General features: G+C 72.6%; 12 protein-coding genes and 2 pseudogenes. 7 read left to right on the forward strand and 7 right to left on the reverse strand.

The features are described from left to right. From DKT69_RS02690 to DKT69_RS02705, 3 genes are all read right to left on the reverse strand, one after another. Window positions 1-920, reverse strand: a 920-nt coding sequence (locus DKT69_RS02690) for a serine/threonine-protein kinase (RefSeq protein ID WP_236647305.1), incomplete at its 3' end; no start/stop codon positions are given. Between the two features lie 731 nt (window positions 921-1651). Further along, window positions 1652-2977 (reverse strand): glycosyltransferase family 4 protein, encoded by a 1326-nt coding sequence (locus tag DKT69_RS02700; protein WP_109800017.1) that lies wholly within the window; start codon window positions 2975-2977, stop codon window positions 1652-1654. Between the two features lie 142 nt (window positions 2978-3119). Beyond that, window positions 3120-5060, reverse strand: coding sequence for an amylo-alpha-1,6-glucosidase (locus DKT69_RS02705; protein ID WP_109800018.1), 1941 nt, complete (start codon window positions 5058-5060; stop codon window positions 3120-3122). A gap of 42 nt (window positions 5061-5102) precedes the next feature. Between DKT69_RS02705 and DKT69_RS02710 the strand changes: the two genes are divergently transcribed. Beyond that, the gene (locus DKT69_RS02710) at window positions 5103-7805 is read left to right on the forward strand and encodes an MGH1-like glycoside hydrolase domain-containing protein (protein ID WP_109800019.1); all 2703 of its coding nucleotides are present in this window, start codon (window positions 5103-5105) and stop codon (window positions 7803-7805) included. Window positions 7806-7846: 41 nt separating this feature from the next. Here DKT69_RS02710 and DKT69_RS02715 read toward each other — a convergent pair whose 3' ends face one another. Beyond that, the gene (locus DKT69_RS02715; protein WP_236647303.1) at window positions 7847-9196 is read right to left on the reverse strand and encodes a hypothetical protein; all 1350 of its coding nucleotides are present in this window, start codon (window positions 9194-9196) and stop codon (window positions 7847-7849) included. A gap of 213 nt (window positions 9197-9409) precedes the next feature. Here DKT69_RS02715 and DKT69_RS02720 point away from each other — a divergent pair, with 213 nt between their 5' ends. The 4 genes from DKT69_RS02720 to DKT69_RS02735 all read left to right on the forward strand — a co-directional run bounded on the left by DKT69_RS02720 (window position 9410) and on the right by DKT69_RS02735 (window position 12076). Then, complete coding sequence (locus DKT69_RS02720) at window positions 9410-10108, forward strand: HAD family hydrolase (protein WP_109800021.1); 699 nt, start codon at window positions 9410-9412, stop codon at window positions 10106-10108. Between the two features lie 21 nt (window positions 10109-10129). After that, window positions 10130-10915 carry a DUF4184 family protein gene (locus DKT69_RS02725; protein WP_109800022.1) on the forward strand — a complete coding sequence of 262 codons (786 nt, stop codon included), beginning with the start codon at window positions 10130-10132 and terminating at the stop codon, window positions 10913-10915. 340 nt (window positions 10916-11255) lie between these two features. Then, window positions 11256-11732 carry a hypothetical protein gene (locus tag DKT69_RS02730; RefSeq protein ID WP_146230972.1) on the forward strand — a complete coding sequence of 159 codons (477 nt, stop codon included), beginning with the start codon at window positions 11256-11258 and terminating at the stop codon, window positions 11730-11732. 32 nt (window positions 11733-11764) lie between these two features. After that, complete coding sequence (locus DKT69_RS02735; RefSeq protein WP_161557755.1) at window positions 11765-12076, forward strand: transposase; 312 nt, start codon at window positions 11765-11767, stop codon at window positions 12074-12076. Here the strand turns inward: DKT69_RS02735 and DKT69_RS02740 are convergent. Beyond that, window positions 12030-13121: an IS110 family RNA-guided transposase gene (locus DKT69_RS02740; protein ID WP_109800025.1), complete on the reverse strand. Its 1092-nt coding sequence runs from the start codon at window positions 13119-13121 to the stop codon at window positions 12030-12032. The genes DKT69_RS02735 and DKT69_RS02740 overlap by 47 nt on opposite strands. A 322-nt stretch (window positions 13122-13443) precedes the next feature. On the opposite strand from DKT69_RS02740, the pseudogene DKT69_RS40945 reads away from it, so the two are divergent. Beyond that, window positions 13444-13584, forward strand: a pseudogene (locus DKT69_RS40945) (hypothetical protein); the annotation flags it as partial. Window positions 13585-13619: 35 nt separating this feature from the next. Next, window positions 13620-14276 (forward strand): IS3 family transposase, encoded by a 657-nt coding sequence (locus tag DKT69_RS02745; RefSeq protein WP_201749456.1) that lies wholly within the window; start codon window positions 13620-13622, stop codon window positions 14274-14276. Here the strand turns inward: DKT69_RS02745 and DKT69_RS02750 are convergent. After that, window positions 14269-14649 (reverse strand): annotated as a pseudogene (locus DKT69_RS02750) (MerR family DNA-binding transcriptional regulator); the annotation flags it as partial. The gene DKT69_RS02745 and the pseudogene DKT69_RS02750 overlap by 8 nt on opposite strands. A gap of 40 nt (window positions 14650-14689) precedes the next feature. Next, window positions 14690-15359: IS630 family transposase (locus DKT69_RS02755; RefSeq protein ID WP_236647304.1), on the reverse strand; the 670-nt coding region annotated here is incomplete at its 5' end.

The following is a 15359-nucleotide window of genomic DNA, read 5'->3' on the forward strand; positions in this document are numbered from 1 at the left end:
GCCCGCCAGAGCGGACCCGCCCGGCCCGCCGTCCGACCTGCCGTGCCTGCGCGCTCCCTCGCCCGCCCGGGCCGTCCGGCGCCCGGCGTCCGCCCCGGCCGACCGGCGCCCTCCGGCACCCGACGCGGCTCGTTCGGGCCGTCCGCCGTCCCCGGTGGACCGTCCGGGACGGTCGCCGCCGCGCGCAGCAGCGGCTCCACCTCGGCTGCCGTCAGCCGGCGCCACGGTTCCCGCTGCAACAGCCCCGCCAGCGCCGGCCGCAGCGGGCCGGCCCGGCGCATCGGGTCGGGCGGATCGGTGGCCAGCGCGCTCAGCGTCGCCATCGCGCTGGCCCGGGCGTACGGGGACCGCCCCTCCACCGCCGCGTAGAGCGTCGCCCCGAGCGACCACAGGTCGGTACGCGGGTCGGAGATCCCGTCCCGGGCCCGCTCCGGGGCGACGAAGTGCGGTGAGCCGAGCACCATCCCGGGCCCGGTCATCGCCCCGTCCCCGCCGACGAACGTGGCCAGCCCGAAGTCGGTCAGCACCACCCGGCCGTCGTGGGCGACGAGGACGTTGTGCGGCTTGACGTCGCGGTGCAGCACGCCGGCGGCGTGTGCGGCGCGCAGCGCGGCCAGCACCGCCAGCCCGATCTCGGCGGTCCGCCGGGGCGGCAGCGGTCCGTCCGTGTCCAGGAGTTCCTGCAGCGAACGGGACGGCACGTACTCCATGACGATCCAGGGGCTGCCCCGGTCGTGCACCACGTCGTAGATGCGGACCACGTTCGGGTGGTTCAGCCGGGCGGCGGTACGCGCCTCGCGCAGCGTCCGCAGCCGCAACTCGTCCCGTTCCGATTCGGTCAGCCAGCCGGGTGGGACGACCTCCTTCACCGCCACGTCCCGGTGCAGCATCTCGTCGCGGGCCCGCCAGACCCGGCCCATGCCACCGGACCCGACCTGGTCGAGCAGCCGGTAACGCCCGGCGACCAGCAACTGCAGCACCTCGGCGCCCCCTCGGCCACTCCCCGTACACGATAGTCAGCGGTCGGTGTTTTCTCATCCGTGGTGGGCGAGCGGCAGGCGGTCAGCCCGGCGAGCCGGCCGGGCCGCCCGGCTGGAAGCTCTGCCGGACGCGGGTCAGGTCGGCGCCCGCCGCGGCCCAGTCACCGTCCAGGGTGGTCCAGCCGAACGTCCAGGCGCCGGCCTTCGCCTGGAGGAGCCGCAGGGCGTCCAGGTTCTCCCCGTTCGGCGCGGGTGAGTCGGGACGCGGTCAGCGCGCTGCACCTCGCAGGTGAACGCCACGTACCAGCGTCCGCCGTCACGGCGCACCGTCGCGGACAGGATCCGCGCCGCGCCCGCCTCGACGCGGCGGGCCAGCGCGGCCCGCTCCTGCGACGGCGTCAGGTCCAGGGCGAACCGGTACGCCTGCATCGTCTTCACGCGACGCATCTGCGGCGGTGGCGGCTTCAACCGCGCGGTTCACCGCCACCTCGCGGTGCGGCATCTCGTCCCGGGCGAGCCAGACCCGCCCCATTCCGCCGCGTCCGACCAGCTCGAGCAGGCGGTACCGGCCGGCGATCACTACCTGCCGCACGGTTCTCCTCACCGCTGGTCGACGTCCACCGTAGCCAACGGGTCGGGTGTGACCTGTCGGTCGTCAGGGCCGCTCCGGGTCAGCTGGCGGCCCCGGTCAGCAGATTCCCGTCCGGGATGGCGATGGCGGGCCGGCCACCGGCCAGCACGGCGGCGGCCCGCCGGGCCTGGAACGCCCCGTGCTCCCGGCGGGCGGCCGCGTAGCTGGCCGCGGTGTGCGCGGCGATGGTGGACCAGCCGTACCGCTCGGCCACCATGGTGCGGGCCCGGCGGGCGACCCGGCGGGCGAAGACCTCGTCGCCGAGGAGCTGGTCGACCGCGCCGCCGAGCGCGCCGGGGTCGCTGTGCGGGAAGGTCACCCCGGTGACGCCGGGCTCGACGATCTCGGCCAGCCCGCCGGTGCTCGCCACCGCGAGGGGGGCTCCGGCGGCCGCCGCCTCCAGGGCGATCATGCCGAACGGCTCGTAGAGGCTGGGGATCACGGTCGCGTCGGTCGCGGCGAGCACCGCCGGCAGCTGGGTGGCGTCCATGAAGCCCGCGAAGCGCACGGTGTCGCCGAGGTGCAGCCGCCGCGCCTCGGCGACCAGCTCCTCCCGGTACGGCCCGTCCCCGGCGATGACCACCCGCAGCCCCGGGTGCCGGTCCCGCAGGTACGGCACCGCGTGCACCAGGTGCTGCACGCCCTTCTCGTAGACCAGCCGGCCGGCGTACCCGATCAGCGGGCCGTCGCCGGCGTAGCGGGCCCGGGCGGAGGCGACCGTCCGCGGGCGGGCGTGCCAGGCCCGGTGGTCGACCCCGTTGGGGACCACGTCGATCCGCCCGGTCGGCACGTCGAAGAGCCGGGCCACCTGGTCCCGCATGTAACCGGAGCAGGCGATCACCCGGGCCGAGGCGTTGCTCAGCCAGTGCTCGACGCCGTGGATGGTGCGGTTCATCTCCGCAGGCAGCCAGCCCTGGTGCCGGCCGGCCTCGGTGGCGTGGATGGTGGTGACCAGCGGCAGGTCGAGGTGTTCGGCGAGGGTGACCGCGGAGTGCGCGACCAGCCAGTCGTGGGCGTGGATCACGTCGTACCCGCCGGACCCGGCGGCCCGCAGGGCGGTGCGGGTGAGGGTGTGGTTGAACGCCATCGTCCAGGCCAGCAGGGAGCCGGTGGCGAGCGGGAAGGCGACCGGGTCCTCGGCGGCCCGGAGGATCCGGACGCCGTCGGCGTACTCCTCCAGCGGGGCGCCCTCGGCGTGCCGGGTGACCACGGTGACCTCGTGGCCGGCGACGGCCAGAGCGACGGAGAGGGCGTGCACGTGGCGGCCGAGTCCACCGACGAGCACGGGCGGGTACTCCCAGGAGAGGATCAGCACCCGCTGGTGCCGGGCGGGGTGGATGTCGATCACGTCGGCGTCAGGTGACATGCGGCCCCCTTTGAGTTGTTCCCGCACCACGCGGCGGCGGGCACCACACCGGATGCCGGCCGTCTCGGGTGGGTCGAGGCCAATCCTGCCGACCGGTCGATAACCAGCGGAGACGCGGTGGTTGCCGGTGTGTAACGCGTGCCTATCCGGCCCGCCGGACGCGCAACAGCTCGGCGACCGACCACGCCTGGAACGGGCAGCCGGTCGCGCCGTGCGGGGCGAGGGCGTCGGCCGTCTCGCTCACCGATCCCAGCCCGTACTCGCCCAGATGCCCCTCGAGTCCGACCAGAAGATCGTCGGTGGGCAGCCCGGCCCGCCGGTACGCGTCGACCAGCGGCCCGATCAGCCACGGCCACACGGTGCCCTGGTGGTAGGCCCCGTCCCGCTCCGCCGGACCGCCCCGGTGCCGGCCGACGAAACCCGGCGAGTCGGGGGAGAGGCTGCACGGCCCGAGCGGGGTGAACAGCGCGGCGGTGATTCGGCGCAGCGTCGCCTCGTCCGGCTCCAGCGGGGCGTACGGCAGCGACCAGGCGAGCAGCTGGTTCGGGCGGAGCAGGTCGTCGTCGTGGTGCGGGGCCCCGCCCAGCGGGTACGCCGGGGCCGGCGCGTCCACCACGTCGTGCAGCCAGCCCACCGGCGCCGGGAACCGCTTCCGGAACGCCGTGGTCGCCTTCGAGTGCAGCCCCCACAGCGCGGTGGCGTCCCGGCCGACCAGCTCGGTCAGCTCGGCCAGGCCGGCCAGCCCGTTCACCCAGAGCGCGTTGACCTCCACCGGCTTGCCGGTACGCGGCGTCACCGGCACCCCGCATACCCGGGCGTCCATCCAGGTCAGCGCGGTGTCCGGCGGGCCGCCCTGGGTGAGCAGCCCGTCGGCCGGGTCGACCGCGATGCCGTACCGGGTGCCGGCCAGGTGCGCCTCGACCACGGCGTGCAGCGCGGGCAGCAGCTCGCCGGCGAGGTCGGTGTCGCCGGTGGCGGTGACGTGCCGGCTCACCGCGTGCAGGAACCACAGCGTCGCGTCGACCGTGTTGTACTCCACCCGGCCGGTGTCGGCGGTGTTCGCCAGCATCCCCTCGGACAGCGTCGCCGCGTACGCCCGCAGCAGCTCCCGCCCCTCGTCGGCCCGGTTGGTGCGGAGGAACAGCCCCTCGTACGAGGTCATGGTGTCCCGTGACCAGGCGCCGAACCACGGGTAGCCGGCGACCACGTCGGGGCCGGCGGCCGTGCGCACCACGAACGCGTCGGCGGCCAGGGCGAGGGTCGCCGCCGCCGGGTCGGCCGGCTTCGCCGCGGCCACCACCTCCCGGTTGCGCCGCCGCGCCGCCTCGACCAGCGCGGTCGCCGCGGGCGGGTGGTCGGTCAGGTCGTCGGCCCAGGCCAGCACCGACACCGTGTCGCCCGGGCGGTCCAGCGCGCCGGCGAAGCGGCCCGCGTACCAGAGGTCCTCGTCCGGGTTGAGCCCGCGGGCCGCCTCCTCGCGGTGGCGCACCCCCAGCCACCACTTCCCCTCAGGCGCCCAGTCCGGCCCGACCAGCCGGAACGCCCCCTCGACCACCGCCCCGCCGGCGGCCGGCTCCAGCCGGGGCGTCGGGCCGTCGGCCCGCCGCTCGCCGTGCGCGTCCCGCCAGGTGCAGGCCGCCGCCAGGTCCAGCCGGACCGGGCCGCCCGACACCAGCCGGTGCACCACCGCCACGCAGGACCGGCCGTACGCCATGGCGATCTCCCGCTCGATCACCACGTCACCGATCCGCCAGCGCCAGCGCGGCACCCCGTCGACCAGGGCGAACTGCTCCAGCAGCTCGAAGCCGCGCGGGTCGACGTCGCCGGAGGCCCACTCGTGCGCGCCGAGGCGCACCCGCGCCCCCGACGGTAGGGTGACCGCCGGGTCGAGGCTGACCAGCCCCATCCGGCGGGTCGCCGGCGTTTCCCCGGCCGCCACCAGCAGCCCGTGGTAGCGGCGGGTACGCAGCCCGCTGACCGTGCCCATGGCGTAGCCGCCCCGCCCGTCGGGGAGCAGCCACTCCCGGGTCGACCCGGCGTCGAGGTCGCCGCAGACCTGCGGACCGAAGCGAATCCCGTTCATCTTTCCTCCACCCGGGGCGGCGTGCCGCACGCCACGACGAGAATGGCCGCTGTGGTGAAGTACCCCGGCGGCGTCGAAGATGTGCAGGTGATCACTGACCGTCCGACCTCCGCTGCCCCCGACCCCGAGCGGCTCCGGCTCGCCCAGGCCGATGCCGGCGAGCAGGACTGGCGCGCATGGGGTCCCTATCTGTCCGAGCGGGCGTGGGGGACGGTACGGGAGGACTACAGCGAACACGGCACGGCGTGGGACTACTTCCCCCACGATCACGCGCGGTCCCGAGCCTACCGGTGGAACGAGGACGGCATGGCCGGCGTCTGCGACGACCGGCAGACATTCTGCTTCGCCCTCGCCCTCTGGAACGGGAAGGACCCGATCCTCAAGGAGCGGATGTTCGGCCTCGGCGGCGACGGGGGCAACCACGGCGAGGACGTGAAGGAGTACTGGTGGTACGAGGACTCCACCCCCACCCACTCCTTCATGCGCTGGCGCTACCACTACCCGCAGGCCGCCTTCCCGTACGACGAGCTGGTGGCGGTCAACGCGCTGCGCGGCCGGGACGACACCGAGTACGAGCTGGTCGACACCGGGATCTTCGACGACGACCGGTACTGGGCGGTGACCGTCGACTACGCCAAGGCGTCCCCGAGCGACATGTGCATCCTGGTGACGGTCGCCAACCGGGGCGACCGGGCCGAGCGGCTGCACGTGCTGCCCACGCTGTGGTTCCGCAACACCTGGTCGTGGGGGCTGCCCGGCGGCGACCGGGTGCCGAAACTGGTGGGTGACGGCGCCCGGCTGGTCGGCGAGCACTGGGTGCTCGGCCAGGTCCTGCTGGAGGGCGACGGCGCGCCGACCCCGCTGCTCTGCGACAACGACACCAACGCCGAGCGGCTCTGGGGGCTGCCGGGCCGGTCGGCGTACCCGAAGGACGGGATCAACGACCACGTGGTGGCCGGCGCGGCCACGGTCAACCCGGACCGGGAGGGGACCAAGGGCGCGCTGCACTACGTGTTCGACGTGCCGGCCGGGGGCCAGCGGCAGATCCGGCTGCGGCTGACCCGGACCGCTCCGCCGCCGGCATCCGCCCCGCCGCCGCCGGCCGAGCTGGGCGACGGTTTCGACGCGGTGCTCTGGGCCCGGCGGGCCGAGGCGAACCGGTTCTTCGACAGCGTCGTCCCGGCCGCCGCGAGCGCCGACGAGGCGCTGGTGGCCCGGCAGGCCATCGCCGGGGTGATGTGGGGCAAGCAGTTCTACCACTTCGACGTCAAGCGGTGGCTGGAGGGCGACCCCGGCTCCACGCCACCGCCGGCCGGTCGGCGGCACGGGCGCAACAGCCACTGGTGGCACATGACCAGCTTCGACGTGATCTCCATGCCGGACCCTTGGGAGTACCCCTGGTACGCGGCCTGGGACCTGGCCTTCCACTGCGTCACCATCGCCCGGGTCGACCCCGGCTTCGCGAAGGAGCAGCTGCTGCTCCTGCTGCGTGAGTGGTACCTGCACCCCAACGGGCAGATCCCGGCGTACGAGTGGGCGTTCGGCGACGTGAACCCGCCGGTGCACGCCTGGGCGGCGCTGAAGGTCTTCGAGATCGACGGCTCCCGCGACCACGAGTTCCTCGCCCGGGTGATGCACAAGCTGCTGCTCAACTTCACCTGGTGGGTGAACCGCAAGGACACCGGCGGCAACAACGTCTTCGAGGGCGGCTTCCTCGGGCTGGACAACGTCGGCCCGTTCGACCGCTCCGCCGCGCTGCCGGTGGCCGGGGTGCTCGAGCAGTCCGACGGCACCGGCTGGATGGCCATGTACGCGCTGAACCTGCTCGACATGGCCATCGTGCTGGCCGAGCACGACCGGGCGTACGTGGACACCGCGACGAAGTTCTTCGAGCACTTCGCGTACATCGCCGCGGCCGCGTACGACCAGGGGCTCTGGGACGACGAGGACGCCTTCTTCTACGACGTGCTGCGGCTGGCCGACGGCAGCCAGGTGCCGCTGAAGGTCCGCTCGGTGGTCGGGCTGCTGCCGCTCGCGGCGACCACCCGGCTCACCGCGAAGACCCTGCACCGGCTGCCCGAGCTGGGTGCCCGGCTGCGCTGGTTCCTCACCAACCGCCCCGAGTACGCCGACGTGATCGGCGCCCGCCGGCTCGGCCCGGACGGGCGGCAGCAGCGGCTGCTCTCCATGGTCGGCCCGGACCAGGTGGTCCGGCTGCTCGCCCGGATGCTGGACACCGACGAGTTCCTCTCCGAGTACGGCCTGCGCACGCTCAGCCGCGCCCACCTGGACAAGCCGTTCACGGTGACCCTCGGCGGCCAGGAGTTCAGCGTCGGCTACGAGCCGGCCGAGTCGACCAGCGGCCTGTTCGGCGGCAACTCCAACTGGCGCGGCCCGATCTGGATGCCGACCAACTTCCTGTTGATCAGCGCGCTGCGCGACTACGCGGCCTTCTTCGGCGACGACCTCCAGGTCGAGTACCCGACCCGCTCCGGGAGCAAGCACACGCTCGACGAGATCGCCGACGACCTCTCCGCGCGGCTGATCTCGCTCTTCACCCGGGACGGCTGGGGCCGGCGCCCCATCTACGGCGCGGCCCAGCTCTTCCAGACCCACCCGGACTGGCGGGACCTGATCTGCTTCCCGGAGTACTTCCACGGCGACAACGGCGCCGGGCTGGGGGCCTGGCACCAGACCGGCTGGACGGCGCTGGTCGCCGACCTGATCCTCACCCGGCGCCGCTGAGCCGGGGCGCGACGGCCGCCCGGCCGCCGCGCCCCGCCCGCTCAGGGCAGCGGGAAGAAGGCCACCCGCGCGTGGTACTCGCCGGCCACCATGGTGGTGTCGCTGCCGACGAAGAGGCCCCGGTCGGTGGCGTACAGCTCGCCGGTGCCGACGCCCCGGTCCTTCGTCGGGTTCCAGGCGAGGGCCCGGCCGGTGACCGGGTGGATCGCGCCGATGCCGGGGCGGGAGACCGCACCGGCGCCGGCCGAGTTGCGGCCGAGCGGGTTGTCCAGCCAGCGCTGGTGCCCGCCGACGTAGACCGCGGAGCCGGTGATCGCCACCGAGAGCAGGGTGTCCCCGCCGGTGTAGTTCACCCAGGTCGGCTGCTTGCCGCCGGTCTCCGCGCCGAACTCGAAGCGGGAGGCCGCGTCGCAGAGTGTGCCCGGGAACGCGGCGCCGGTGGTGACCGCGACGAACCAGGAGCCGTCCGGCGAGATGTCCACCCCCCGCAGATAGGTGGGCATGCTCGCCGCGCACTGCGGCTGGTACCGGGTGGTCGACCACCCGGAGAGGGTGACGCCGGCGGCGGTCAGCCCCGCCACGGCGAGCTGGTGGCGGGGCTGGCCGGCGACCGAGCTGAAGTTGCCCACGAAGACCAGCCGGCTGCCGTCCGCGGAGACGTCCAGCGCCTCGACCTTCACCGGCGCGGTGACCCCGCTGGTGGTGACCCGCGGCCCCTCCAGGCGCAGGTTCACCGTCGGGTCGGCGGCGCCGGTGGTCGCGTTCAGCGCGGCCAGGCCTCGGCGGGCCACCCCGGCCACGGTCTGGAACGCGCCGCCCACGATCAGCCGACCGCCGACCAGCCGCACGTCGTTGACCTGGTTGTTGAGCGCGGCCGGGGCGAAGCCGGCGACCCGGGCCCCGGTGGCCACGTCGAGCCGGGCCACCCGCGGTGCGGCCACCCCGTTCACCGTCGTGAACGCTCCGCCGATGTAGAGCGACCGGCCGTCGGCCGACGCGGCGAGCGCCTTCACGGTCCCGTTGACCACGGGCCGGAAGGTGGTGTCGATCCGGCCCGTGGTGGCGTCGAAGGCCACCAGCCGGGGCATGGCGAGCTGCGCGGTGTTGTTCGCGTTGCGGACCTTGGTGAAGGACCCGGCGAGATACACCCGGTTGCCGATCTGGAGGATCCGGTAGACGGTGCCGTCGAGCGCGTGCGGCGTCCAGTTCGCCGGGTCGGCGCTGACCACGGTGGCGTGCGTGGCGTTGACCGCGTGGGCCGGGGTCGCGGGAAGGGCGCTGCCGGCCGCGACGAGCGCGGCGAGCACTCCGGTGGCCGCTCTCCGGCGACGCCGGCGCCGGCCCTCCGGCCGGCCCCGGGTCTGGTGTGGATGATCACGAGAGGTCGTCATGGCCGAAGCATGCCGCGCCCAGCCGGGTACGCGCAGTCGGGTTCCCGCCGTCCGCGCCTCGGCGTTCGGCCACTTCGCACCGGCCGTCCGGCCGGCCCCGGTGATCCTTCCCGCCCGCCCGGCACCGTCCGCGCGCCGCGCCGGAAACTGGGCTGTCCCGGCCGCCCGGGGCGCAGTAGCGTGTCCCGGTCCAGCACACGGAAGGGGAACGCGATGCGGCAGCGCCGGGAGGCGACGGTGCTCATCTTCGACGCCGACGACACGCTCTGGGAGAACAACGTCCTCTTCGAGCGGGTGATCGACGACTTCCTCGCCTGGCTGGACCACCCCACGCTGGACCGGACCGAGATCCGGGCCGTGCTCGACGACATCGAGCGGGCCAACGCGGTGGCGCACGGGTACGGCAGCAAGGTCTTCCTGCGCAGCCTGGGGGACTGCCTGGAGCGGCTGCGGGAGCGGCCGGCCACGGAGCGGGAGCGCCGGGAGCTGGACGAGCTGACCGCGGCGCTGGTCGGGCACACCGTCGAGCTGATGCCGGGGGTCGCGGAGACGCTGGACGACCTCGCCACCCGCCACGAGCTGCTGCTGCTCACCAAGGGGGAACGGGAGGAGCAGCAGCGCAAGCTCGACGCCTCGGGTCTGCTGCGCCACTTCCGGGCCGCGCACATCGTCCGGGAGAAGGACGTCGACACGTACCGCTGGCTGGTCGCCGAGCACGGGTTCGACCCGGCCGACGGGTGGATGATCGGCAACTCCCCGCGGTCGGACATCCTGCCGGCCCGGGCCGCCGGCCTGAACGCGGTGTTCATCCCCAACGAGAACACCTGGGTGCTGGAGCACGACGAGCTGGACCCGACCGACACCGGAGTGGTCCGGCTGGCCGCCTTCCCCGACCTGCTCCGGCATTTCTGATCCGCCGGTAACGTCCGGGTCGTGCCGCTGACGTTCCCCTCGCACCTGGCTCCGGTGCTGCCGCTGAAGCTGTGGCGCCCGCACTGGTTCGACGGGGTGGCGCTGGCCACCGGCGCGGTGTCGCCGGACGTGGCCTACCTGTTCACCGGCACCCGGTACGACCTCGGGCTGCGGACCCACACGCTGGGCGGGCTGCTCTGGTGGTGCCTGCCGGTGGCGCTCGGCTACACCTGGATCGTCCGCCGGACGATCGCCGGGATCGCGGTGCACCTGCCCGGCGAGCGGGCCTTCGCCTGGCGGGATCATGCCGCGCTCGGCGGCGTCCGGCACCCCTGGCAGGTCACGGTCTGCTCAGCGCTGATCGGCGCGGCCAGCCACGTCGCCTGGGACCGGGTCACCCACACCGACCGCTGGCTGCGCGCCCTCGGCGTGGACTGGCACGCGCTCACCGGCATGTACTGGTGGTTCTTCGCCGACCTGCTCAGCACTCTGGTCGGCGCGGTCGTCGTGGTCGGCCTGGCGCTGCGCGCCGCCAGCCGGCATGAGATCTTTGACGGCGTACGACCGCCGGCGCCACCGGCGCGCCCCACGGTCTTCTGGGGGGTGGCGCTGATCGTCACGGCCGTCGGCGCGGCGGTGCTGCCGGCGCTGCCGTATCCGACGATGCCGGCCCCCGGTGGGGTACGACTGCTGCATCTGGGCGCGCTCGCGCTGATCGCCGGGGCCGTGGCAGCGGGCCGGTCCGAGGCTCGACGGGTCGGTGGGCGGACCGGTCGCTTCGATGAGAAACAGCGACAATCCGGCTGACCCTGTTACGTCGACATGCCGTATTTCAACGTTGGTATCAATCACATTCTCGCGGGCCCGCAAAAGCTTGTCCGACCTGCGGCGGGATGCCTAACCTGGGCCCGCGTTCACGGCTCTTCGGGGTGAGTCGGGGACGCGCCGAAGTCCGGTAGTTGGGCACCGTGGAGCTGAGTGCATGCGGGCCGGCTCGCCGTGTTGAGCCCGGCGTTGGCGGCGTGCCACGCCTGCCGCGCTCGCAACGGCGAATTCCGCTACCACGCCGGACGGCTGGGGGTCAGGACCGGGGAGTTGCGGACCCGGTCCTGACCCGTCCCCGGCGCCGGCTGCCATGATCAGCGGCATGACCGCGGAATCCCGTACCCGTGCACGGGTCGCCAACCGCGCCCACCTGCTGACCACGCTGCCGCGCGACAGCACCCAGGTCGTCATCGTCACCGACGACGACCGGAGCCCGAGCCACGCCACCCTGGAGACGTTGGTCAGGACGGGCGACCGATGGGAGCCGGTGTCCGAGCTGCCCGCCCGGATCGGCCGCGACGGGTTCAGCGACCGGCACGTGGAGGGGGTACCCACCACCCCCACCGGCGTCTTCGCCTTCGGACCGACGATGTACGGCATCTCGCCGGACCCGGGCGTCCGCTACCCGTACCACCGGGTCGCGCCGGACGACTGGTGGAACGCCGCCCCCGAATCGCCGGCGTACAACACCTTCCAGCACACCGACCGGAATCCCAGCGGGGAGAGCGAGGCGCTCTGGCGGGAGGCGCCGGCCTACACCCACTTCGCGGTGATCACGTACATGAGGTTCCCCCGATAGCGTGGAGGCTAGACCTAAGGGGATAGATGGTCATGGCTGAGACGAGGAGACGGTTCGACCGGGAGTTCCGTGAGGGCGCGGTGCGGATCGTGCGGGAGACGGGCAAGCCGATCGCGCAGGTCGCCCGGGATCTGGGGATCAACGACGGCACTCTGGCCAACTGGGTGGCGCAGGATCGGCGGGCTCGCGGCGAGGCGGCCGCGGGCGGTCTCGGTGAGGACGAACGCGCCGAGCTGGTCAGGCTGCGCAGGGAGAACGCCGAGTTGGCGATGGAGCGCGACGACGCCCCTATGTTTGTCAAGTTGAGGGAGTCGGCGTTGTCGCTGGTGGCAGGGCTGCGGTGATGAGGGGGAAGATCTGTCGGGCGACGTAGCGCTTCAGGCAGCGGATGATCTCCTTTGTTGATTTGCCCTCGTGTGCCCGTTTGGTGGCGTAGTCGCGGGTGCGTTGGTCGCGGCCGAGTCGGGTCAGGACGATGGTGTAGAGGGCGCTGTTGGCGCGGCGGTCGCCGCCGCGGTTGAGCCGGCGGCGGGTGGTCTTGCCCGAGGATGCCTCGATGGGGTTGACGCCGCAGAGGGCGGCGAACGCGGCCTGGTTGGTCAGCCGGTCGGGGTTGTCGCCGGCGGTGATGAGTAGCGCCGCGGCGGTGTCGGGGCCGACGCCGTACTGGTCGAGCAGCTGCGGCGCGCAGGCGGCGATGGCGCTGCTCATCTGTTGTTGCAGGGCGCGGGTTTCGTCGGTGAGGGCCAGGACGCGGCGGGCCAGGCTGCGCAGGACCGTGGTGGTCGCCGCGTGGGTGCTGTGGTCGGTGGTGGGGGGTAGGGCTGCGCAGCGGCGGATCAGCGCGACGCGGCCGAGACCGCTCAGCGATTCGCGCAGTGTCGGGTCGGCGCGCACCAGCACGGCCTTGAGCTGGTTGATGGCCTGGGTGCGGGCCTTGACCGCCGAATCCTTTGCGATCTTGAACATGCGGATCATCTCCACGGCACCGTCGCCGCTCTTGGCCAGGCCGGTGGCCTGCCCGGACAGCACCGCGCGGGCGGCGTTCTCCGCGTCGACCGCGTCGGTCTTGCCGCGGCGTCGGCGCACCGCACGGTCAGGCCGGTTGACCTCGATGACCTGCAGCCCGTCGCGGTGCATGTGCCGGGTCAAGGCGGTGCCGTGGGAGCTGGTTCCCTCCACACCCGCGCGCCGCAGCCGGCCGTGTCCGCGCGCCCAGTCCACCAGATCGGTGTAGCCGGCGACGGTGGTCGGGAACGCCTGGGTGTCCACCAGCGCACCCAGCACGGTGATCACCGCGGCGACGTGCGCGTCGTTGTGCGTGTCCACCCCGAGGATGATCTCCTCATCCATCGTGGCGACGTTGGTCGGGACGTCGGTGGGCAACATCAGATCCTTCCACTCGGTAACAGGGATCGACGTCGACCGGACGTGGTGGTCAGGACTGTGACGGTGCCCATCGGCGAGGCCCCTATCGGGACACATCCACGCCCAGGTCGGGTCGGTGCCGCCCGAGGGCGAGGTCGACGGGTCATCACGAAGGCACCCACAGGGCCAGTCTCAAGCTGAGTCAAACCCCGCCCGCCGGGCGGCACCCGCCCATCCTCACAGTGCTCAAGCGATCTGTGGTCCTGTGGGTCAAGGAGGCGACGAAGTGAGTGTGGCCCGCTTCGTCTCCGCTCAGAGGACCGAGCACGCCGTGCCGCACGCGGTGACCTGCCGGGCGCTGGGGTTGTCGCAGTCGTGGTTCTACAAGTGGCGTGACCGGCAGCCCACCGCCCGGCAGACCCGCCGCGACGCCCTCGATGAGGCGATCCGGGTCTCCTTCGACGCCTCGGGTGGCACGTACGGCTCTCCCCGAGTGGCCCAGGATCTGCACGCCGACGGGTGGCAGGTGTCGGTCAACACGTCGCGGCGCGGATGGCCGCGCTCGGCTTGGCCGGACGCACACCGAGGCGCCGACGCAGCCTCACCAAGCAGGGCAAACGTCCGGTGGCCCCGGACCGGGTCCGGCGGCAGTTCACCGCCGTCGCACCGGACGTGTTGTGGTGCGGCGACATCACCGAGGTCACCACCGACGAGGGCAAGCTCTACCTCGCCACCGTGATCGACCTGTACTCCCGCCGACTGCTCGGCTACGCGATGAGCGCCCACCACGACGCCGACCTGACCCAGGCCACCCTGAGCATGGCCGCGGCGACCCGCGGCGGCACCGTCGACGGAGTGATCTTTCACAGCGACCGCGGCAGCGAGTACACCGCCGCCGACTACGCCAAGGCGTGTCGCCGCCTCGGTGTCCTGCAGTCGATGGGCCGCGTTGGCTGCGCCCTGGACAACGCCGCCGCGGAGGCGTTCAACTCCACCATCAAGGTCGAATACATCCACCGGCAGCGGTTCCGCACCCGCGCCGAAGCACGACTCAAGATCGCTACCTGGATCGTCGACTTCTACAACGTCCGCAGACGCCACAGCGCCTGCGACGGCATGTCACCGGTCGACTACGAACACTTCATCGCCGACGCCCGCCGGGCCGAGGCAGCTTAAACAACCCTCCACGCTTCCAGGGGATTGACACCAGGAACTTCTTACGGCGCAGGTTCATCCCGCCGCCGACCTCGCTGATCCACTCGTCCACGGCCAGACCGCGAGCAAGGCAGAACTGCTGCATCGCCGCCACCTGCGAGGCCAGGTCGGCCTTCTGACCCGGCGATGACACCCGGCAGTACACCACGACCTTCCGCCGGTCGGCGTCGAAGCCCGGCTGCAGCACCCGGCGCACATCAGAATCGTCGAAGTACCGCTGCCCCGACGGCAGACGACGGGCCGCGATCCGACCCTCCGCCTCCCACCGGCGCACCGTACTCACCGAGCGGCCCACCCGCTTGGCGAACTCGCCGATCCGATACACGCTACCCACGACAGTCAATTGTGGACAGCTCTAGAAAGGAAAGCAACCACTAGTGTCCCGCGTCTGAAATTCGTCGACAATATCGGGCGAGGGAGTCGAGGATTTCCTCGGCGGTCTTGACCCACACGAAGGGTTTCGGGTTGTGGTTCCAGTCCCGGATCCAGGCGCGGATGTCGCTTTCGAGGGCTTGGACACTCTTGTGGACGCCGCGGCGGATGAGTTGCTCGGTGAGGTAGCCGAACCAGCGTTCAACCTGGCTGATCCATGAGGATCCGGTCGGGGTGAAGTGCACGTGGAAGCGGGGATGTTTGGCCAGCCAGGCTTTGATGGCTGGGGTTTTGTGGGTGCCGTAGTTGTCGCAGACCAGGTGGACGTCCAGCTCAGCCGGCACGGCCTTGTCGATCGTGGTCAGGAACTTCTTGAACTCGGTGGCGCGGTGCTGGCGGTGCAGTTCGCTGATCACGGTGCCGTCGGCGATGTTGAACGCGGCGAACAGGCTGGTGATGCCGTTGCGAACGTAGTCGTGCGTACGCCGTTCCGGCATGCCGGGCATCATCGGCAGCACCGGTTGCGACCGGTCCAGGGCTTGGACCTGTTGGGTCGGGGACGAGACGCCGTGCAGCGTTTCGGCTGCCGGTTTTCTCGTCCCCGCCCGCCGAACCCGGCGTGCGGGTCGTCCCCGCACCGGGCTCTCCACGTGATCCGGTGGGTCATGCGAT

The organism is Micromonospora sicca (assembly GCF_003172935.1).
In the GTDB taxonomy this organism is placed as follows: Bacteria; Actinomycetota; Actinomycetes; order Mycobacteriales; family Micromonosporaceae; genus Micromonospora; species Micromonospora sicca.

Bases quoted from the DNA above. Each gene is read 5' to 3' on its own strand.
- DKT69_RS02700 (WP_109800017.1), bottom strand. From the start codon at position 2,977: ATGTCACCTGACGCCGACGTGATCGACATCCACCCCGCCCGGCACCAG.
- DKT69_RS02705 (WP_109800018.1), bottom strand. From the start codon at position 5,060: ATGAACGGGATTCGCTTCGGTCCGCAGGTCTGCGGCGACCTCGACGCC.
- DKT69_RS02710 (WP_109800019.1), top strand. From the start codon at position 5,103: ATGGCCGCTGTGGTGAAGTACCCCGGCGGCGTCGAAGATGTGCAGGTG.
- DKT69_RS02715 (WP_236647303.1), bottom strand. From the start codon at position 9,196: ATGACGACCTCTCGTGATCATCCACACCAGACCCGGGGCCGGCCGGAG.
- DKT69_RS02720 (WP_109800021.1), top strand. From the start codon at position 9,410: ATGCGGCAGCGCCGGGAGGCGACGGTGCTCATCTTCGACGCCGACGAC.
- DKT69_RS02730 (WP_146230972.1), top strand. From the start codon at position 11,256: ATGACCGCGGAATCCCGTACCCGTGCACGGGTCGCCAACCGCGCCCAC.
- DKT69_RS02735 (WP_161557755.1), top strand. From the start codon at position 11,765: ATGGCTGAGACGAGGAGACGGTTCGACCGGGAGTTCCGTGAGGGCGCG.
- DKT69_RS02740 (WP_109800025.1), bottom strand. From the start codon at position 13,121: ATGTTGCCCACCGACGTCCCGACCAACGTCGCCACGATGGATGAGGAG.